The sequence below is a fragment of the Mesorhizobium sp. Root695 genome, assembly GCF_001428185.1.
Lineage (GTDB): Bacteria > Pseudomonadota > Alphaproteobacteria > Rhizobiales > Rhizobiaceae > Mesorhizobium.
Window position 1 is genome coordinate 35,848 of the sequence record NZ_LMHO01000015.1, and the last position, 19,076, is coordinate 54,923.

A 19,076-nucleotide genomic window follows, 5' to 3' on the forward strand; every position below is an offset into this window, starting at 1 on the left:
ATTTAGGCGAAAGCCGGGCAAAAACCGAACAATATCTTGACGTTCGCAGCCCTGTTTCGCATACACCGCTGCGAAGAGGCGGATTCCGTGCACGGAATCCGGTCTTTGTCTCAACGGCCCAGGGAGGGGTTCTTTTGGGCCATCAATCGAGGAAAATCCGGCAATGACAATTATTTCCGCCGTCATCGCCTGCGGCCTGCTTTCAATCCTTTACGCCATCTGGGCGACACGTTCGGTCCTTGCGGCCGATCAGGGCAATGCACGCATGCAGGAAATCTCCGCGGCTATCCGCGAGGGCGCACAAGCCTATCTGGCGCGTCAGTACACCACCATCGCCATCGTTGGCGTCGTCGTCCTCGTGCTCGCCTGGTGGTTGCTGTCCATCACCGCCGCGATCGGCTTCCTGATCGGCGCCGTGCTTTCGGGCGCCGCCGGCTTCATCGGCATGCATGTCTCCGTTCGCGCCAACGTTCGCACGGCGCAGGCCGCATCGAACAGCCTCGCCGCCGGACTCGACATCGCGTTCAAATCGGGCGCCATCACCGGCATGCTGGTTGCTGGCCTGGCCCTGCTCGGCGTATCGATCTACTACCTCGTCCTGACCCACTTCATGGGCCTGCAGCCCAATGACCGCATTGTCATCGACTCGCTGGTCTCGCTCGGTTTCGGCGCATCGCTGATCTCGATCTTCGCCCGTCTCGGCGGCGGTATTTTCACCAAGGGTGCCGACGTCGGCGGCGATCTCGTCGGCAAGGTCGAAGCCGGTATTCCCGAAGACGATCCGCGCAACCCGGCCACCATCGCCGACAATGTCGGCGACAATGTCGGCGACTGCGCCGGCATGGCCGCCGACCTCTTCGAAACCTATGCGGTGACCGTCGTCGCCACCATGGTTCTCGGTGCCATCTTCTTTGGCGGCACGGCCATTCTCGGTGCCGTGATGCTCTATCCGCTCGCAATCTGCGGCGCCTGCATCCTGACCTCGATCATCGGCACCTTCTTCGTCAAGCTCGGCGCCAACGGCTCGATCATGGGCGCACTCTACAAGGGCCTGATCGTCACCGGCCTCTTGTCCATCGTCGGTCTCGGCGTCGCCACCTCGGTATGCCTCGGCTGGGGCGAGATCGGCACCGTCGCCGGCATGGCCATCACCGGCAAGAACCTGTTCATCTGCGGCCTGATCGGCCTCGTGGTGACCGGTCTCATCGTCGTGATCACCGAGTACTACACCGGCACCAACAAGCGCCCGGTCAACTCCATCGCCCAGGCGTCGGTCACAGGTCACGGCACCAACGTCATCCAGGGCCTTGCGGTCTCGCTGGAATCGACTGCACTGCCGGCGATCGTCATCGTCGGCGGCATCATCTCGACCTACCAGCTTGCCGGACTCTACGGCACGGCGATCGCGGTCACGACGATGCTCGGCCTTGCCGGCATGATCGTTGCGCTCGACGCCTTCGGCCCGGTCACCGACAATGCCGGCGGCATTGCCGAAATGGCCGGCCTGCCCAAGGAAGTGCGCCAGTCCACCGACGCGCTCGACGCGGTCGGCAACACCACCAAAGCAGTAACCAAGGGCTACGCCATCGGTTCGGCCGGTCTCGGCGCACTGGTGCTGTTTGCCGCCTACTCGAACGACCTGAAGTTCTTTGCCGCCAATGGCGACAAATATCCCTACTTCCAGGGCATGGGCGAGATCTCCTTCGATCTCTCCAACCCCTACGTCGTCGCCGGCCTGATCTTCGGCGGCCTGATCCCGTATCTGTTCGGCGGCATCGCCATGACGGCTGTCGGCCGTGCGGCGGGCGCCATCGTCGAGGAAGTGCGCAAGCAATTCCGCGAGGATCCGGGCATCATGGCCGGCACCTCCAAGCCGAACTACGCACGCGCGGTCGACCTTTTGACCAAGGCGGCGATCCGAGAGATGATCATCCCGTCGCTGCTGCCGGTGCTGGCGCCGCTGGTCGTCTATTTCGGCGTGCTGCTGATCTCGGGCTCGAAGGCGTCCGCCTTTGCCGCCCTTGGTGCCTCGCTGCTCGGCGTCATCGTCAACGGCCTGTTCGTCGCCATCTCGATGACCTCGGGCGGCGGCGCCTGGGACAACGCCAAGAAGTCCTTCGAAGACGGCTTTGTCGACAAGGACGGCGTCAAGCACCTGAAGGGTTCCGAAGCGCACAAGGCTTCGGTGACCGGCGACACGGTCGGCGATCCCTACAAGGACACCGCCGGCCCGGCCGTCAACCCGGCGATCAAGATCACCAACATCGTCGCGCTCCTTCTGCTGGCCGTGCTCGCGCACGGCTGATCACGGAGCCATCGCTCGAAAACAAACCCGCGGGAGCAATCCCGCGGGTTTTTGTTGAGCGAAGCCGACGTCGACGCTTAGGACACTTCTCTTCCCTTGGTCCTTGCAGCGCATGCGTGCTCCAGCAACCTCATCCAGGCCCCGGATCGTGTTTCGGTGGCTGGAGACCCGCTGGCACGCATGCCACTTGCCTCGACCGTGGCCATAACAAAAACCCGCAGGATCGCTCCCGCGGGTTTTTGGTCGCCTGAGATAATGCTGCCTCCTCAAAGGGGAGGCAGGTCTGAGATCAGGGAGTGCCGCCGCCGGGAATGCCGGGGGCCAGCTTGCTGGCGCCGTTGATGATCTGGCTGAGGAAGTTCTGGTCCTTGCCGCCGGTCGGTGTGGTGCGCGAGATGAAGTCGAACATCTTGCCGTCCTTCAGCCCGTAATTGGCTATCTGGGTGACGCGGCCGTCGGCGCCGAAATAGACCGCCAGCACCTTCTGATCGATGAGCCGCGGCTTGTCGAAGGCGACGTAGCGCTTGCGCGTTTGCGAAATGTAATAGAAGGCCTCGTTGTCGAAGGTCGCCGTCGTCGACGGCGTGCCGAGCGCCAGAAGCACCTGCTCGCGGCTGGAACCGACGGGCACCGAATCGATTGCCTGCTGGTCGATGACGTAACCCTGCGTCAGCGTCTCGCTGGGGCTGAGGTCACCAATCATCTTGTTGGTGTGGCAGGCGGACAGCGCCGAAACAATCACCAGCAGCGAGATTGCGCCAGCGGGCCTGGACGAGAAGGTCGACTTGAAATTCAGCGCGCGCAACAACAACTCCATTAGCTGGCCGCAACTTGCGCTGGGCCGCGAAACCGGTAAACCAGCTTGCTTGCCGATGCAACAAGGCCACTTCAACAAACGGTCCCCAGGAGACCATCCCCAATGTTCCAGCGCTTTTTTGGCCGCGAACGCCATGCCAACCGCGCTATCACCGAGGCGCTTTACGCACAAATCGTGGCGGCGGCGCGGCAGACCGTGTTTTATTCCCACTGGAATGTGCCCGACACGCCGCTCGGCCGTTTCGAGATGCTGTCGCTGCACATGTTCCTGTTCCAGCATCGGTTGCGCGGTGAGGGCGGCGTGGCGCAAGAGGTCGCTCAGGTGCTGATCGACGAGTTCTTCCTCGACGTCGATCATTCGCTGCGGGAGTTGGGCATTGGCGACGTTGGCGTGCCCAAACGCATGAAAAAGCTGGCAAAGATGTTTTATGGCCGAACCGCCGCCTATGACGATGCGCTGGAAAGAGACGATCTCGACGGGCTCACCGCAGCCCTTGCCCGCAATGTCCGGCCTGACGCCGGTGCCTGGCCGGAAGCATCGCTGCTGGCCAACTATGTCACCGACGCCTGCAACCAGCTGGCCGCGCAGACACCCGAATCGATTGTCTCCGGTACGCTGGCCTTTCCCGTCGCCAAGGGAGGTGAACAATGAAGCACGTTGATCCGCAAAGCCCGGTATCCTTCCGCGCAAACGTCACGCGCCTGCCGCAGAAGGGTCTGCCGGTCGTTATCGAAGCCGATGCCGCACAGCGTGCGGCACTGGCCGAGGAGCACGGGCTGATTTCGGTCGAATCCTATCGCGCCGAGCTTGTGGTGGCGTCATGGAAGCGCAATGGCGTGAAGATCAGCGGTCGCGTCGAGGCCGACATCACCCAGGCCTGCATCGTCACGCTCGAGCCTGTCGAAGCGCATATCGACGAACCGGTCGAAGCTCTGTTGCTGCCCGAGGACTCCAAGCTTGGACGCCAGGGTTTCGATGGCGGCGGCGAGATCCTGCTCGACGCGGAAGGCCCTGACAGTCCCGAAACATTTTCCGGTGACACGATCGATGTCGGGGCACTTGCCGAACAGTACTTCGGACTGGCCATCGACCCTTATCCGCGCAAGCAGGGCGCCTCGCTGAACGCCGGCAGCGAGACCGAACCGGCGGAGAATGAATTCCAGCAAAAACTGCGATCCTTGCTGGGAAAATCCTGAAAACCTCGCTTGCGACGGAAAAGTCGGTTGTGCGGCAGCCCAAAACCGTTATTTTCGCCGAACCTTCGCGGTCGCTAAAGCGACCTGCCGCCTAACCGTGAGATAAATACCGCGTGATCAGGATTTCCATCGATGCCATGGGCGGCGATCACGGACCAGCCGTGGTTATTCCGGCGCTCATGACGGTCGCGACCCGCCGTCCCGACATCCGATTCGTCATCTACGGGCGAGAGGAGGTCGTGCGCCCGGAACTGGCCAAGTTTCCGAAGCTCGCCGAGGTCAGCGAGTTCTTCCATTGCGAAATAGCGGTCAGGATGGACGACAAGCCGAGCCAGGCGCTGCGCCACGGCCGCTGGAAGTCGTCGATGTGGAAGGCCGTCGAAGCGGTCAAGGCCGGCACGGCGGACGCCTGCATTTCGGCCGGCAACACCGGCGCACTGATGGCGATGTCGAAATTCTGCCTGCGTACCATGGCCACCATCGAACGCCCGGCGATCGCAGCACTTTGGCCGACATTGCGCGGCGAAAGCGTGGTGCTGGACGTCGGCGCCACCATCGGCGCCGATGCGCACCAACTGATCGACTTTGCCATTCTCGGCACCGGCATGGCGCGCTCGGTCTTCGGCATCGCCCGGCCCAGCGTCGGTCTGCTCAATGTCGGGGTCGAGGAGATCAAGGGCCAGGAAGAGGTCAAGGAGGCCGGGCGCATGCTGCGCGAAGCCAACATGGCCTCGATGAATTATCATGGTTTCGTCGAAGGCGACGACATCGGCAAGGGTGTGGTCGACGTTGTCGTCACCGAAGGCTTTGCCGGCAACATCGCTCTGAAGACGGCGGAAGGCACGGTGCGCCAGATCAGTGGCTATCTGCGTGCGGCAATGAGCCGGACTCTGATGGCCAGGATCGGCTATATCTTCGCCAAGGGCGCCTTCGATCGCCTGCGCGAAAAGATGGATGTCGGCCGCTCCAATGGCGGCGTCTTTCTGGGGCTGAACGGCATCGTCGTGAAGAGCCATGGTGGTGCTGATTCGGACGGTTTCGCCGCGGCGATCGAGCTTGGCTATGACATGGTGCGCAACAATCTGCTCGACCGTATCGAGGCCGACCTGGACCTGTTCCATGCGCGCAACCCGCATGCCCTGACATCTAGGAAATCCGACGTCGTTACCGACGCAAAGGAATAGGAAAGAACTTTGATCAGATCAGTCGTGCGCGGCACGGGCGCCGCGCTGCCCCGCAGAATCATGAAGAATGCCGATTTCGAAGGCATGGTCGAAACCTCCGACGAGTGGATCGCCCAGCGCACCGGTATTCGCCAGCGCCATATCGCTGGGGATGATGAGACGACGGCCTCGCTGGGAGAAGCGGCGGCGCGTGCCGCACTTGCCAATGCCGGCCTCACCCCCGCCGACATTGATCTGATCGTGCTGGCGACCTCGACGCCCAACAACACATTCCCGGCCACCGCCGTCGAGATCCAGAACCGGCTCGGCATGCATCACGGCTTTGCCTTCGACATGCAGGCGGTCTGCTCCGGCTTCGTCTACGGGGTAACCACCGCCGATCTCTACATCCGCGGCGGCCAGGCCAAGCGCGTCCTGGTCATCGGCTCGGAGACATTCTCACGCATCCTCGACTGGAGCGACCGCTCGACCTGCGTGCTGTTCGGCGACGGCGCCGGTGCAGTAATCCTGGAGGCCGGCGAGGGGACTGGCACGATCGCCGACCATGGCGTCCTGGCGGCCAGCCTGCGCTCCGACGGTACGCACAAGGATAAGCTTTTCGTCGACGGTGGGCCGTCGACCACGGGCACGGTCGGCCACCTCCGGATGGAGGGCCGCGAAGTCTTCAAGCATGCGGTCGGGATGATCACCGACGTCATTGAGGCGACGTTCTCACAAGCCGGTATATCAGCCGATGATCTCGACTGGTTCGTGCCGCACCAGGCCAATAAACGAATTATTGACGCTTCCGCCAAGAAGCTCGGGATAGCTGAGCAAAAGGTGGTGGTTACGGTCGATTTGCACGGTAACACCTCGGCAGCTTCCGTTCCGCTGGCGCTTTCGGTGGCCGTCGCCGACGGCCGCATCAAGAAGGGCGATCTCGTCCTCCTGGAAGCGATGGGTGGCGGCTTCACCTGGGGCGCTGTTCTGGTTCGCTGGTAAGTGCCGAACGGTCCGGTTTCGGTCCTTGACCTTGCCGGATCAATTACTTAGGCTCTGCCGTTGTTGTGCCGAATTTTATGTTTTGAGCTGATGGGACGGTCGCATGGGGGGAAAGACACTTACGCGCGCCGACCTTGCCGAGGCAGTTTACCGGAAGGTCGGCCTGTCGCGCACTGAATCGGCCGAACTCGTCGAAGCAGTGCTGGACGAAATCTGTGAAGCGATCGTCCGCGGCGAGACGGTGAAGCTGTCGTCCTTCGCGACATTCCACGTCCGCTCCAAGAACGAGCGCATCGGTCGCAACCCCAAGACCGGCGAAGAAGTGCCGATCCTGCCGCGCCGGGTGATGACCTTCAAGTCGTCGAACGTGCTGAAGAGCCGTATTCTGCGCTCGCACCAAAGCGGCAAGGCAAAAAGCGGCAAGTAGCGCCACTGCGCGGTTGAAAACCGCCGCCGCCATGACGCCGGGCTTGAATATTGCTTCATAAACCGCTGAAATAAGAACCGATTCGGCAGGATAAGCTGGATCATCGTCCAGCGTGAGGATTCGCCCATGGACAAGAGCCCGGACGCCTTTCGAACCATCAGCGAGGTCGCCGAAGATCTCGATCTGCCGCAGCATGTGCTGCGCTTCTGGGAAACGCGTTTCAACCAGATCAAGCCGATGAAGCGCGGCGGCGGCCGTCGTTACTACCGGCCGCAGGATGTCGAACTGATCAAGGGCATCCGCCACATGCTCTACGACCAGGGTTACACCATCAAGGGCGTGCAGAAGCTGTTGCGCGAGAACGGCAATCATTTCCTGGTCGCCATCGGCAATGGCGACATGGCCGCCGTCGAGGCGATCTCGCAGCGCAGGCAGGCCGATCAGGTGCCGCTGACCCCTGCAGCCCAGCCGCGCGGCATGGATGACGAACTGGTTGGCCAACCGCGGGTCAAGCCAAGCCGTCGCTTTTTCGGCCTGGGCAAGAGCGACGAGGACGGTCCGGTGCAGCCGGACGCGTCGAAGCTCTCGCGCGACAATCGGGCCTTGCTGCAGGAGGCGCTGTTCGATCTCCTGGAATGCAAGCGCCTGCTTGACCAGGTGCGCTAAAATTCCAGGAAAAGTGTGAGACGGCTTTCCCGGGACAAGCGCACCGCGCTTTCCCTTGGGAATTACGCAAAAGCAAAGAGATAGAGCAGCCCAAAGCGGCATCGATATTTCGAAAACCGGAACCCGTCTCCCGGTGGGGCGTTACGTTTCCTTCTGCAAGTGAAGGAAACACATCATGGCATCATTTTCGACCCTCTCGGACATCGATCTCGACAGGCAGGTCGCGGCTCTCACCAAGGAACTGGCCAGTTTGAAGAGGGCTGTGGCCAAGCGAGGCGGCGCCTATTACGAAGACGGCCGCGATGCCGCGCTCTACACCTATTCCGATCTCGCAGGGCGTGTGCGCGATGCCATGCCGGCAATCCGCAAACAGGGCAGGGTGATCGAGAAGTCGGCGCGCGACCATCCGGCGGCAGCCGCCGCGGTCGGCCTTGTGGTGATCGGGCTTGTTGCCAGCCTGCTGTTCAGCCGGCGCTGACGAGTAGATCCGGTCCTTCGGACTGGGGATACCTGGCCCCGGTCAAGAGTATCCATTGCGATATCGCGAATTGCCCTCGCGCAAAAGATTTCGCGGTATCGGGATTTGCGCCACAATCCTCACGCTGTCGTTCGACGAACTGGGCGAGCCCGAATTCTGTCGAGCCTCGCGTCGCATTGCCAAAGAGAAGCCAGCCTGGAACACGAAGCCAAGGCCGGTCTTCTCGTTGGCAGTCTGGTATGCTTAGTAGGCCTTCTTCACCATCTTCTTCATGTGGTGGTGAGGAACGTGATGGCGGTGATGCACGGGGTGGTGGTGGCGGACGTGGTGGTGGTGGCGGACGTGGTGGTGACGATGATGCTTGGTCATCGGGGCTGCATCCGCGCTCGTCGCGCCGATCACCGGCACTGTGAAAGCCAATGCAACTGCAAGCCCGAGGGCCGAGAGGAGGGACTTCTTCATGGATCGTTTCCTTTTCTTTCGCGGGCGTCTATGAATCGGGGGCGGTAGCCCGGCCGCCGCGAATGGGATTACGCTCCCGAATTTTTTCGTCAGTATTTCCCGATTATAGAATTTTGTTTCTGGACTGTTTCTGGGGAATCGGGGCTGCCACACGATCCGCGGCAAGATCGAAGGGTGGCGACTTGGCCGCCGCCTGTTCGACTACATCGGCGGAACGACACCGTTGTTACCGACCACGACGCGACTGCTGCTCAGCTTGCCGTCGCTGTCCCGCTGAGCAGTTACGAACACTGTAGCACCCGGCTTGAGGTCGGTCGGCGTGGCCGGCGCGAAGGTCACGACAGGTGTATTGTCAGGGATCGAAATCTTCTTCGTCTGGCCATTGTCATAGGTCAGCGTGACCGCTCGCCCGCTGACGTCGGTGACGTCGGCGACGGTGCCGTTGGTCATCCGGCTGTTTGGCTGCAGGTCCCAGGGACGGTCACCCTCGCCGGTGCCTTTCAAAGCGGCCGGGAAAATCACCACCTCCAGGGCGCCGCTGCCGCCATCCGCTTTCGACACGGAGGCGATGCCGAGGAAATCGCCCTGCTTGATGTCCTTTACGGATGCGTTGGCGACGCCCGAGATCTTCCAGTCGGCATTGAGCTTGATTGCCGAAGTGTCGCCCTGGCGGGTTTTCACGGTGAGCAGCGTTGGCTCGAAACTGACCACGGTGCCGCGCACGCGCTGCGTGTCGGCGGCTCGGGCGCCGCCGATACCGGCGACGGAAAGGCTGGAAATCGTGCCAAGCACGACCAGGAGTGTCTTCAAGTTCATTGCAGAGATCCTTCCGGGAACAGGCTGGCTGGAACCGGATGGTTTTCACGCCAGCGACCAGAAGATAACGAACGAGCGGGGCGAAACTGCCGGGGCACAGGGTGATCGGACGGTCAAAACAACTTGATCGCGACGTGTGGGCGAGCCAACCGAATGTGCCCGTGGTTCACGATCCCGTGACGGTCCGTTTGGCTCTTGGCAAATCACTGCCGAACGGGCATCTTCCCGATCGTCTCAGGCAACACTCCTCATTTGATCAAACTCTTTCAGTCATGGAGTTGCCAATGCCCCATAATGCAAGAAGCGCAGCCCTCTCCGAACCGGCAGCCAACGGGAGCGGGTCAGATTACAGCACCCTCAGAGCGATGCGGGAAACCCGCGGCTACAGCGTGGAAAAGCTTTCCCTGACATGCGGTCTGGCGGTCGACGAGATTGAGGATATCGAGAACGGCAGGATAACGGATCCGTCGAAGCTGCGTCGTATTGTGTCCGCGCTTCGACTTCCCCAGGAGGCTCTGATCAGCCCGGCCGTGCCGACGCCGGCGGCGCAAGGTCGATCCCCGGCATAAATCCGCACCAGGCATTCCAGAGAACCCGCCAAGGCCCTCCCTTGGCGGGTTTCCTTGTACCTGCCGCAGCGTTCTGCTTCAGCCTGGCGCTTGCCGATCTGTGTGTCGCACGTGCTTATACGCGCGGCGGCCCTGGCTGCTGAACGGTAATCCGCCGTCCATCAAGTTTTTGAACAATGGGTTTTTCGATATGAGCCTGGAATCCGTTCGTGCCTTCTTCGCCGCCCACGCACCCGACATCGATGTCATCGTTACCGAGGCGAGCTCGGCGACGGTGGCATTGGCGGCTGAGGCGCATGGCGTGCTGCCGGCACAGATCGCCAAGACGATCTGCCTGCGCGTCGGCGACCGCACCATGCTGGTGGTGACCAGCGGCATCGCCAGGCTGGACAACCGCAAGTTCAAGGACCAGTTCGGCGGCAAGCCACGCATGCTCGACGCCGCCGAGGTTGTCGAAGCAACGAGCCATCCGGTCGGCGGTGTCTGCCCGTTCGGCCTGCCGGCGCCTCTGCCGCTTTATTGCGACGTATCGCTGCGCGAATTCGACGAGGTGGTGCCTGCGGCCGGCGCCACCAATGCGGCGGTGCGGATTGCGCCGCAGTGCATGGTTGAGATCACCGGCGCTGAGTGGGTGGATGTGTGCCAGGCTTAGAGACCGGGTCCAATCCAGAGCTGAAACCAGAACGGCAAGGGAAGGGGCGATTCGAGGATCGGCTGATCTGGCTGGGGGACTTCGGGGGCAAGTCCTTGTTTAAAATGGTCGGAGTGGCCGGATTTGAACTTTATCCGGAGTCGGAGTGTACAGTGTGTAGATTGATTTTTCGCGGGCTTCCGGATCGCTCTCACGATATCGCGACCCCGAATGATCTCGGCCAGCGGTGACAACGACAAGCATTGCGTTGCGCTCGGATACCGCTACTTTCCCCCGGGAACTTGGCCTGGGTACAACGTGAAAACATCAAAAATCACCGCCGTCGATTTCTTCGACGATCTTGGAGGTAGGGCCACGGTGGGGAACTCCCGTCGCCAGTTATGTGGCCGAGCCGATGCGCCCGAACCCCGCCCTCTAGACCGAGGACAGCCCCGAGACGAAGACACGGAAGGCCGGTACCAACCCACCCCCAGCCCTGTGGAGCTTCAGCCGATCCGACTGCATGGCAAACCTGCCAAGCAGGCGAGCCTTCTTGCCTTCAACCTTGACAGGGAACATGAGAGACTAGTCGTTCAGCTTTCCGCCCCGGTGTCCCATCGTCATCTTGGAAGCGTACATTGTTGGTGAGCGCTTCCCCGGCATGTTGGCGTCAAGAACGAGCTGTTCGATGAAGCCTTGGTTCATCTCCAACTCCACGCATTCGTCGAGCTTATCGACGAGCCAAACCGCGTAGCCTTCAGGTTCCTTGGCGTCAAATTCCGAATCGTCCGCCGGAATCTTCGGCTCCGGAAACGCCGGGATGATCATTATCTTGGGCTTTGGCAAATCATAGGTATGTCCCTCATAGGCATAACCGACAATTATCCCGCACGATGTTTTCTGTTCCGGAGATGATCCGAGCATGAAGGTACTGCCTACCGTTGAAAGGACCGCAGTGCCAAAATTCTTCAGGTCGATCTTGAAATGATAGGAGACTCTGATTGGTATTTTTGGAAATGGAATGTTTCCATTTATTATATCTTGGCGGCCTTTGTTGCTGTTATATTTCTTCAAAACGTCAAGTGCGCTGACATGTTGCTCGTCGGTGATGGGTTCCCCAGGCGCGGTTTCGACATACATGCCGGTGTCCCCAAAGGGTGCTGGCGCACCGGGCACGCTGAGTCCAATTTCCGCCCCCAAGCCATAGAGCCTGACCTGTGTTGCGTTGTAAGCGCCTGATGGAAACGTTAGTGTCGGTCGGTGATAGTCGTCGCTCATTTTCCTCGCTCCTTTTTGCTGCATCCTTCAGTTCACAAGATCTCCCGCCAGCTGAAGTTCTCATCGAATTTTTCCGCGAGCATCGGCGCGACGCGATCGCTGGCGTCCACCACCAACGCCGCGGCCTTTTCGAACGTCAGGTCATCTGCATCGAGGCGCGGCCATGCCTGAGCAAGTGCGAGGGCCACTTCGTCCCTTGCTCTGATCAGCATGCTCTTGAACATGAAGGGCCGAGCGCGAAAGGCGCGGGACGTGAAATCCGAGATGCGCTGCATGTCGGATTGGTCGACATCCTTGATATCGATCCCCAGCAGCCGCTCATCGGCCAACCCCTCGTGCACCAATGCCGCGTGGTAGACGTCGACGATCGTGTCGAACACAGCCCCCGTGAACGGCCGTGACCTGTCATGGATTTCCGCCGTCACCTCCGACATGCGGCGTGCGTTGCTGGCGAGGCGTATCTGCCGATCGCCAGTCAGTTCGGCTATCCGGTTCAATTCATTGAGAACAAGCAGGTTGCCATCGCAGTGCCGCAGCAGCCGGTCCATGCCGCTGTCGAAATTCAGGAAGGACAACAGCGAGACCAGATCCGAGCTGGCTTCGTGGAACGGTCCGAAATCGCCTTGAGTCAGGCCGCCGGCTGGTGTCCCGAACAGCGAAAACAAGATTGCGTGGCCGACCTCATGTGCGATCACATCGAAGTTGAGCGCATAGGGATAGTTGCCTCCGTCGATGCCGCGCTCTCGGCCGAGTTCCAGATAGCCATAGCCCGATTGCGCATTCTCCCAGTCGACGAAGGGGATGATTTCGAGCCGCTCGTACGTCTCGGCGAAGTACCAGACAATCGGTTTGCCGATGTAGCTTTCCCAGATGTCCAGCACGCGGCCGACCGAGGCGAAAGCGTGCGCAGAAAGGAACTGCCGCGAGGTCAGGGAAAGCTGATCGTAATGGCCGTCAAAGCCAGCCTCTGCAGGCGGAAAGATTTCGCCGACAAACGGTGGCAGATAAGGGTAGTCGTAAGGCTCCTTGTCGAGGAGCGGATCGCGAACGTAGATGCGGTGATCTTCCGGGCCGGAGCGGATCAGGTCGGGTGGAGTAGAAATCCATACTGTTTCGGGTGTTCCGTAACCCGAAAGGTGAGGGACCTGCGGGTAGACCAGGAACCGCGTTCCCAGCAACGAATCTTGCGCAACGACACGATCGACCGCGTCCAATTGCTTGGCTCCCTCTAACGCTCCTATGCTATCACGGCGCTTACGTTACGTAAATCGTCGGCCGCCAACAGGTCAGGGCCTATAGCGCCAGCCCCGCATCGTCCATATCTTTGGAGAAGGCCGAGGTTAGCTGTAATTCCGGCAGGGGATGTGCTTTTTCAAATGCTTGCTCCCGCAAAAGTTCGAGTGCCAGCAGGGCATCTTGCTTTTTTTGCTGGACGAAAGCCGCGCCGAGCTCCCTGCACAATTTCTCGACGTCGTACGCATCCCGGACCATCCGTGCCAGGGTGCGCTCGCGAAAGTTGACGGCCTGTGCCGCACGCCCGAGCCTCGCCTGCTGTTCGGGTGAAATCACGCCGCGCCGGCAAGCCGCGCGAAGGGTCCGGCGCAGGTCAATCAGCGCATGCGTCAATTGAGCGAAATTCACCTCGGCCGGTCCATGCAATACCGCTACTGCGTCGTCGGGTGCAAAGGCGAAGCGGCGATACCATCGGTAGATAAGCCCGACGCCTTGCATATGGGGGAACAGCTCGGCTGCTCGAAGGGCACCCATGCTGGCCGCGCCGACGACATGAATGCCGCGGCTGAGGGCCCACAGGATTTCCTTGTGCCGAACCGCCGGCTCGGCCTGAAAACCGCCGTCTATGACAAGGATTGCACTTGGGTCGAAACGCTGCACGGCCGAAACGATCGAGCCTTGCACCGCCGGGGGGAGGCATACCGCATCGACGACCTTCAACGCGTCGGCATGGGACACGGTAGGGCCGGTGAAGACAAGTTTCGGGCGCATGGTCTCTACCCCTGCAAGAGCGGCTGCAAGGCAGGGATGACGATCCTGACAACCGACAGGGCGTCGAGTGGTTTCGTTCCCACCCGGATTAGGTGAACAGCATCGAACCCTCTCTCTTCGAGAATTGCCAAGAGGACCGACAGCCCGTCCGACGCCGTGTTGAACTTCTGCTCGGCGAGCGCGCGGAAATCCACGCTGCGCGGGCCATCGCGGAGGAGCCGGCGATGCGCTGCGATCATCTGCCGATCGGGGTATTTCGGATAGAACGCTCGCGTCATGTCATCGCGCGCGCCCGAGATCGCCGCCAGACGGGCCTGGGCCGCTTCGTAGATGGCGTGCGCCGCCACGCCGGCGGGACTGAAACCGGCAGCCGAACCATCAGCCGGATGATCCAAAAGAACCGTTTCCGTCGGTTCGTCTTCCAGCAGATGGCACCACACCACCGGTATGCCCAACGGCGACAAAGCTTGCCAAAGGCCGACCAGCACGTTCTTGGCCGCCAAAGTTTCCAGGAGATCGCGGAGCGACGGATCATCGATCGTTTCGGGATCGATGCGTTGACGGTGGAAAAACCCGTGGGTCCGGTATGCCGTGGCGATCGCGTCGCGTTCGATGCATTCAAGCATGCCATGAACGATGGCATCCGGCTCCTCGAAGCCTGCGGCCAAACCGCTCGTCGATGCCGCGAAAATGCCGTCATGGGGCAGTGACGGCAACACATAGGCGGTGTGCACGAGCTCGAGCGGGACCAGGTCGCGTCTGCAGGTAAGAAGATTGTCGGCGGCTACCCACGCCGTCTCCCTGCCGCGCCATCCGGGCGCGGTGCCCCCCTGGAGATGCCTTTCGAAACGATCGGGCGGGATGCCCAATTGATCGGCGCAGCCGACGGCTGTGTCGAAATTCGCCACCTGCTCTGCAAAGAAGCTCTCGGCCGATTCCAGCATGGCAGATATCGCGGCTTGCGCCAGGGTGGCGCCCTTGCCTTGCGCGACCGCGTTGGAAAGCGAGAAAGGTCTTGTTACCTGCACGACCGGGATGCCGATCTGGTCGAGCCCGGTAATGTCGGCGATCCGCGTGATGCCCAGGCCTTCGCGCATCTTCATCAGCCTCGCCAGCGCCTCGTCGGGCGGCGGACCCAGGCGTTCATATCGCTCCAGCATCGCGGATACTCTTGCAGGGCCGGCTAGTGCCGAACGGCCGATTCGGGATTGACGATCAGCGCGGCGCCCGGCTCGAGAGCGGATTTCGCACGTTCGACCCGATCGCGATAGCGCGACGACAGTTCAGGTGACAGGCCTGATGATTGAAGGGTCTCGTATGTACTGACGAGGAAAGGCACAGCGTTTTGCTCCGCGGCTATGGCGATGCTCTTTTCGAGGGCAGCGATTATGTCCGCCTCCGCATCGCCCTTAAGAAGAAGTAGCTCCGCCCTTCGCCGATAGAGCTCTGCGAGCCAGAAGCGGCTGCCGCCGGCCTCGGCCTGCGCCACAGCCGAGCCTAGCAGCGCGAGCGCCTCATCGACCTCGGCGGTTCGTGTCAAAAGTTCTGCCAGCATGCCGCAATAGACCGGTTCGTCCTCAGGCGTCTGGAACTCGCCATGGAGGCCAAGGCCTTGCCGCATTTTTTCCCTGCCGCTCTCGACCTGGCCGGCGTTGCCGTCGCACCACCCTTCGAAGATTTGCGCTGCGGCGGCGAGGGCGGGCATATAATGGCGCTCCGTCAAGTGGCGCAGATCCGCTATCACGCTTCGCAGCATCGAAAAATCGCGGCGATAGCAATGCAACATCGCCTCGTTGAGGTAGGCATGCGCGATGCTGCCGGCATGTCCGGTTTGCTGCGCCCAGCTCCTAGCTTCCGACATCGAATGGATCGCGCTTGCCGGCTTTCCGACGAACCACAGCGACAAGGCGCGGTGGGCGAGCCCGCAGACCCTCGCGTCATGCCCGCCGAACAACGCAGCATTGGCTTTGCCCTGGCCGTGCTCATAGAGCGACAGTCCGGCGTCGACGGCCGCGATGCAGCGGTCGTGGCGGCCAAGATTGAAGTCGATTGCCCACACGCAATGCCTGGCCTGGAGTTGCACTTCGGCATCCTCGACATCCCTGAGATCGCTGAGCACGACTTCCGCGCGCTCGCCGTCCATGACGGTATCCGTGAACCACCAGCCCCAGTAGATCGGGAACCACTTGGCCCGCTCGGCCACCGGCCGCCGCCGGGCGATCACCACGCCGTCCTCGTACAATTTGCGGGCGGGCGCCGAGTTCGGACCTTCGACAGCGGTCAGGATGGGACCGAGCACGATCATTGCCGATAGCCGCAGCGCGTCTCGCGTGTCGGCTGCCGCAACGCGCTCGCAGAGCGCCAATGCATGCTCGAGTATCTGCCTCGCTTCCGCCATTGCCGAGCGGGACGAGCTTTCCGTGCCTGCGATCACGAACTGAGCGATCGCGTCCTCCAGAAGGCCTGCGCGCTCGGCGTGCTCGGCGACCTCGGCGGTGCCCAGCCACCCGGCCAGGTTTCGGTTGCGGCTCACCGCGGCAAACAGGCGGCGATGCAAGGCCTGCCGTCTCTTGCGCAGCGTTGCGTTGTAGATCGTCTCCTGGATAAGCGCATGGCGCACGCCATAGACCGGAACGCCGGAAGGCCGCAGGCGGATCAGGAACCCGGCCTCGCTCAGCGAATCCAGCGCGTTTGCGATGATTTCGTCGTCGAGCTCCGGCAACAGAGCGCGCAGCAATTCCTGATTGAAACGGTTGCCCGCGACGGCCGCGGCGCGCGCGACTTCGCGTGCCGGCCCCAGCGTTTCGAGCCTGGCCTCGATCACGCTTTCGAACACCGAGGCATGACTGCGCGTCGCGGTCTGCGCCAGCCGATCCGTTGCCGAGGCCGCGTTCTCGGTCATCCACTGGCAGATTTCTTCGATGAACAGCGGGACGCCTCCGGTCATGCGTTCCACCACGTCGAGCAATTCCGGGGAAGTTGACGGCTTGCCTTGCGGCCACATGGCCGCGATCGCCAGCCGGGTTTGCTCGCGGTTGAGCGGCTTTAGCGAGATATGCCTTGGATTCGATGCTGCCAGCCAGCTCCCGGATTCAGGGCGCGTGGTCGCGATGACAAGCGCCCGGAAGTGACGGGCCGACTGTGCAAGCTCAGCCAACAATTGTCTCGACGTCAGGTCGATCCAATGGATGTCCTCGACCACCAGGACGATCGGTCCGCTGGCGCACAGGGCTTCGAGCGAGTGGCGAACCGCCCAATTGGCTTTCGCGCGCATCGCCTCGGCGTCGATTTCCTTGAGCATCGGATCGGCTCCCGCAGCGCCGAGCAGGAACGAGAAGATGTCGATGATTTCGGGATCGCGGACGTCATGATCGCGGAATACTTCCGCCACGGCGGCAGCGCTGAGCTGTCCTTCGTTGCCGGCGAGATCGCCGCGTACGTTCTGTAGCAGCGGATGCAGCGCCGAGCGCAACCCGCCGGGCGTGCACTGGAAGAGCAGCAGTTTCGCGCGCTGGTGACGCGTGCGCCGGCGCACTTCGTGAAGAATGCGCGACTTGCCGATCCCGGCCTCGCCCTCGATCACCACCACGCCGCCGCTTCCTGCAACGGCACTGTCCCATGCTTCGGCGATCGTGGCGAGCTCGGCCTCGCGATCGACGAGCGGACTGCTCAGCCGCCCGAAGGCGAAGAAGCGGTCGACCTCGCGCTTGTGACTCAGCGCGTGCCAGACCAACTCCGGCTCGGCAAACCCCTTGATCGTATGGGTGCCCCTAAAGCTGAACACATGCGACCGTCGCGCCAGGTTGCGCGTCGCGTCCGAGACCACCACCGTATCCGGCTGCGCGATGGCCTGGAGCCGCGTGGCCATCGCGAAGGCAGGGCCGGTGACATTGTCACGACCGGTGTCGGCGTCACCCTTGTGGATCAGGGTCATCGATGTCGCGATTCCGACCCGGACATGCAAATCGGCGCGGCCTTGGTCCGAACCGACGCGCCTGCAGGCGTCGATGATTTCGAGCCCGGCCCGGATCGCCAGCGATGCCGCGTCCTTGGCGTCTATTTCGGCAGGAAACAAAGCAATGCCGCCATCGCCGACCTCGACCTGGACGGCACCCGAGCACGACGCGACCGCCTGTCTCGCCGCCCGCTGGAAGGCTGATATCAGTTCCTCGAACTCTTCGATGTCCAGGATGGCCAGAAGGTCGGTCGATCCGACCAGGTCGTAGCAGAGCGCGGTCAGGATCCGGCGCTCATGCCGGGCTTCGGACGCATTGTTGCCGTTGCCGCCCAGAAAACCTGTTGACACCGACGCCGCCGGCAACGCGACCGGACTCTTCTCCGACATGCTGCGATTTCCTCGCCGAGCGCAGTGACGGCAATATTAGCAAATTGCGATGCTGTTCACAAAACACTTGATTGGTGGGCAGGGCATGAAAAAGCCGATGCTGGAATCATTATGGAGATATGCTCATGGCGCAAACTCCCCGTGGCGTTGACCGAGATGAGGCGCAAAGCAGCCACACGATTTGCTGTAACGCCCTGGCGTGGGTGCGGACTTTAATTTGTTCTGGAGCGGTTGGTCATTTGGTGCGGCCGGAAGAATTCGAACCCTCGCGGAGTTCTCCCTGCGCGTTTACCCTTTCGCCATCGCCGCGATCGCTGCGGGCTGTTTCCCGTTTGTGAGGTGCCGGACTCGAACCGGGAAAGCGCGCAGTCTGAGCGCGCGAGGTTTGCCTGAACTCCCGTCATGTCGGCAACGAGGTGTTCTGCGGTGGTGTTCAGAAAAGTGTGCAACGGAGCGACGCAGGCTTTGGCCGCGCCGTCGTCTGGCGCCAGGAGGAGCCGCAATCCGTAGACCCGGATGTCCGGCGTCAGTTCTGCATCGAATTTCGCGACGCATGGAAAGCGTCCGTCGCCAAGGTCGGTGGCGGGCACAATAGAAAGGATACGCATTTCGGGTTCCTTTGAGGGATTGGCAGGCAAATTCGAGAATCGCCGAAAGGCACGAATGCAGAACATTCGCCGGCCCAGTTCGGGACTTTTTCGGGACTCTGGGTTCCGAAACGGGCGATTTGAACGCCTCTCGTTTCGAAAATGAGAAAAGGCGCCGAGGTTTGTGCCTGGCGGCCAGACGGTGCCGCCGAGCGCTTCGTGGACCTTGCAACTAAAATCGGACGCGCAGCCGTGAGGACGTTCCACACGGGAACGGCCTCGCGCCCTCCATTGCCTGCCGAAGATCGGGCTTTTCCGATCGGCCCGCGT

General features: G+C 61.7%; 20 protein-coding genes. 10 read left to right on the forward strand and 10 right to left on the reverse strand.

The window, feature by feature from the left end; translation table 11 throughout:
• Window positions 1-163 precede the first annotated feature (163 nt).
• Window positions 164-2,305: a sodium-translocating pyrophosphatase gene (locus tag ASD99_RS16295; protein ID WP_056594095.1), complete on the forward strand. Its 2,142-nt coding sequence runs from the start codon at window positions 164-166 to the stop codon at window positions 2,303-2,305.
• A 289-nt stretch (window positions 2,306-2,594) separates the two neighbouring features.
• Here the strand turns inward: ASD99_RS16295 and ASD99_RS16300 are convergent, their stop codons facing one another.
• The gene (locus ASD99_RS16300; protein ID WP_056594536.1) at window positions 2,595-3,110 is read right to left on the reverse strand and encodes an outer membrane protein assembly factor BamE; all 516 of its coding nucleotides are present in this window, start codon (window positions 3,108-3,110) and stop codon (window positions 2,595-2,597) included.
• 114 nt (window positions 3,111-3,224) lie between these two features.
• Here ASD99_RS16300 and ASD99_RS16305 point away from each other — a divergent pair, with 114 nt between their 5' ends.
• From ASD99_RS16305 to ASD99_RS16335, 7 genes are all read left to right on the forward strand, one after another.
• The gene (locus ASD99_RS16305) at window positions 3,225-3,773 is read left to right on the forward strand and encodes a ubiquinol-cytochrome C chaperone family protein (protein WP_057144277.1); all 549 of its coding nucleotides are present in this window, start codon (window positions 3,225-3,227) and stop codon (window positions 3,771-3,773) included.
• The gene (locus tag ASD99_RS16310; protein WP_056594101.1) at window positions 3,770-4,318 is read left to right on the forward strand and encodes a YceD family protein; all 549 of its coding nucleotides are present in this window, start codon (window positions 3,770-3,772) and stop codon (window positions 4,316-4,318) included. Before ASD99_RS16305 ends, ASD99_RS16310 begins: the two co-directional genes overlap by 4 nt.
• A gap of 113 nt (window positions 4,319-4,431) precedes the next feature.
• Window positions 4,432-5,502: a phosphate acyltransferase PlsX gene (plsX, locus tag ASD99_RS16315; RefSeq protein ID WP_056594104.1), complete on the forward strand. Its 1,071-nt coding sequence runs from the start codon at window positions 4,432-4,434 to the stop codon at window positions 5,500-5,502.
• A 9-nt stretch (window positions 5,503-5,511) separates the two neighbouring features.
• Window positions 5,512-6,483, forward strand: a complete 972-nt coding sequence (locus ASD99_RS16320; protein ID WP_057144278.1) for a beta-ketoacyl-ACP synthase III — start codon at window positions 5,512-5,514, stop codon at window positions 6,481-6,483.
• A 103-nt stretch (window positions 6,484-6,586) separates the two neighbouring features.
• Window positions 6,587-6,910 carry an integration host factor subunit alpha gene (locus tag ASD99_RS16325; RefSeq protein WP_013532231.1) on the forward strand — a complete coding sequence of 108 codons (324 nt, stop codon included), beginning with the start codon at window positions 6,587-6,589 and terminating at the stop codon, window positions 6,908-6,910.
• A gap of 126 nt (window positions 6,911-7,036) precedes the next feature.
• Window positions 7,037-7,576: a MerR family transcriptional regulator gene (locus tag ASD99_RS16330; RefSeq protein WP_023810244.1), complete on the forward strand. Its 540-nt coding sequence runs from the start codon at window positions 7,037-7,039 to the stop codon at window positions 7,574-7,576.
• Window positions 7,577-7,751: 175 nt separating this feature from the next.
• Window positions 7,752-8,054 carry a hypothetical protein gene (locus ASD99_RS16335; protein ID WP_057144279.1) on the forward strand — a complete coding sequence of 101 codons (303 nt, stop codon included), beginning with the start codon at window positions 7,752-7,754 and terminating at the stop codon, window positions 8,052-8,054.
• A gap of 243 nt (window positions 8,055-8,297) precedes the next feature.
• Here ASD99_RS16335 and ASD99_RS16340 read toward each other — a convergent pair whose 3' ends face one another.
• Complete coding sequence (locus ASD99_RS16340; RefSeq protein WP_057144280.1) at window positions 8,298-8,516, reverse strand: hypothetical protein; 219 nt, start codon at window positions 8,514-8,516, stop codon at window positions 8,298-8,300.
• A 201-nt stretch (window positions 8,517-8,717) separates the two neighbouring features.
• Window positions 8,718-9,332 (reverse strand): hypothetical protein, encoded by a 615-nt coding sequence (locus ASD99_RS16345; RefSeq protein ID WP_056594115.1) that lies wholly within the window; start codon window positions 9,330-9,332, stop codon window positions 8,718-8,720.
• Between the two features lie 101 nt (window positions 9,333-9,433).
• On the opposite strand from ASD99_RS16345, the gene ASD99_RS35465 reads away from it, so the two are divergent.
• Entirely contained in the window at window positions 9,434-9,901 is a 468-nt protein-coding gene (locus tag ASD99_RS35465) for a helix-turn-helix domain-containing protein (protein ID WP_413813937.1), read from the forward strand.
• A 190-nt stretch (window positions 9,902-10,091) separates the two neighbouring features.
• Complete coding sequence (locus tag ASD99_RS16355) at window positions 10,092-10,553, forward strand: YbaK/EbsC family protein (protein WP_056594117.1); 462 nt, start codon at window positions 10,092-10,094, stop codon at window positions 10,551-10,553.
• Window positions 10,554-10,967: 414 nt separating this feature from the next.
• Here the strand turns inward: ASD99_RS16355 and ASD99_RS33370 are convergent, their stop codons facing one another.
• The 7 genes from ASD99_RS33370 to ASD99_RS33375 form a co-directional block, all read right to left on the reverse strand.
• The gene (locus ASD99_RS33370) at window positions 10,968-11,111 is read right to left on the reverse strand and encodes a hypothetical protein (protein WP_156389001.1); all 144 of its coding nucleotides are present in this window, start codon (window positions 11,109-11,111) and stop codon (window positions 10,968-10,970) included.
• Window positions 11,112-11,117: 6 nt separating this feature from the next.
• Complete coding sequence (locus ASD99_RS16360; protein ID WP_156389002.1) at window positions 11,118-11,810, reverse strand: hypothetical protein; 693 nt, start codon at window positions 11,808-11,810, stop codon at window positions 11,118-11,120.
• Between the two features lie 32 nt (window positions 11,811-11,842).
• A complete protein-coding gene (locus ASD99_RS16365) occupies window positions 11,843-13,024 on the reverse strand; it encodes a hypothetical protein (protein ID WP_056594124.1) in 1,182 nt (393 codons plus the stop codon).
• A 79-nt stretch (window positions 13,025-13,103) separates the two neighbouring features.
• On the reverse strand, window positions 13,104-13,814 hold the full coding sequence (locus tag ASD99_RS16370) for a TfuA-like protein (RefSeq protein ID WP_057144281.1): 711 nt from the start codon (window positions 13,812-13,814) through the stop codon (window positions 13,104-13,106).
• A 5-nt stretch (window positions 13,815-13,819) separates the two neighbouring features.
• Window positions 13,820-14,974: a YcaO-like family protein gene (locus ASD99_RS16375; protein WP_057144282.1), complete on the reverse strand. Its 1,155-nt coding sequence runs from the start codon at window positions 14,972-14,974 to the stop codon at window positions 13,820-13,822.
• Window positions 14,975-14,997: 23 nt separating this feature from the next.
• Window positions 14,998-18,159 (reverse strand): AAA family ATPase, encoded by a 3,162-nt coding sequence (locus tag ASD99_RS16380; protein WP_057144283.1) that lies wholly within the window; start codon window positions 18,157-18,159, stop codon window positions 14,998-15,000.
• A gap of 212 nt (window positions 18,160-18,371) precedes the next feature.
• A complete protein-coding gene (locus ASD99_RS33375) occupies window positions 18,372-18,767 on the reverse strand; it encodes a hypothetical protein (RefSeq protein WP_156389003.1) in 396 nt (131 codons plus the stop codon).
• Window positions 18,768-19,076: the final 309 nt, after the last annotated feature.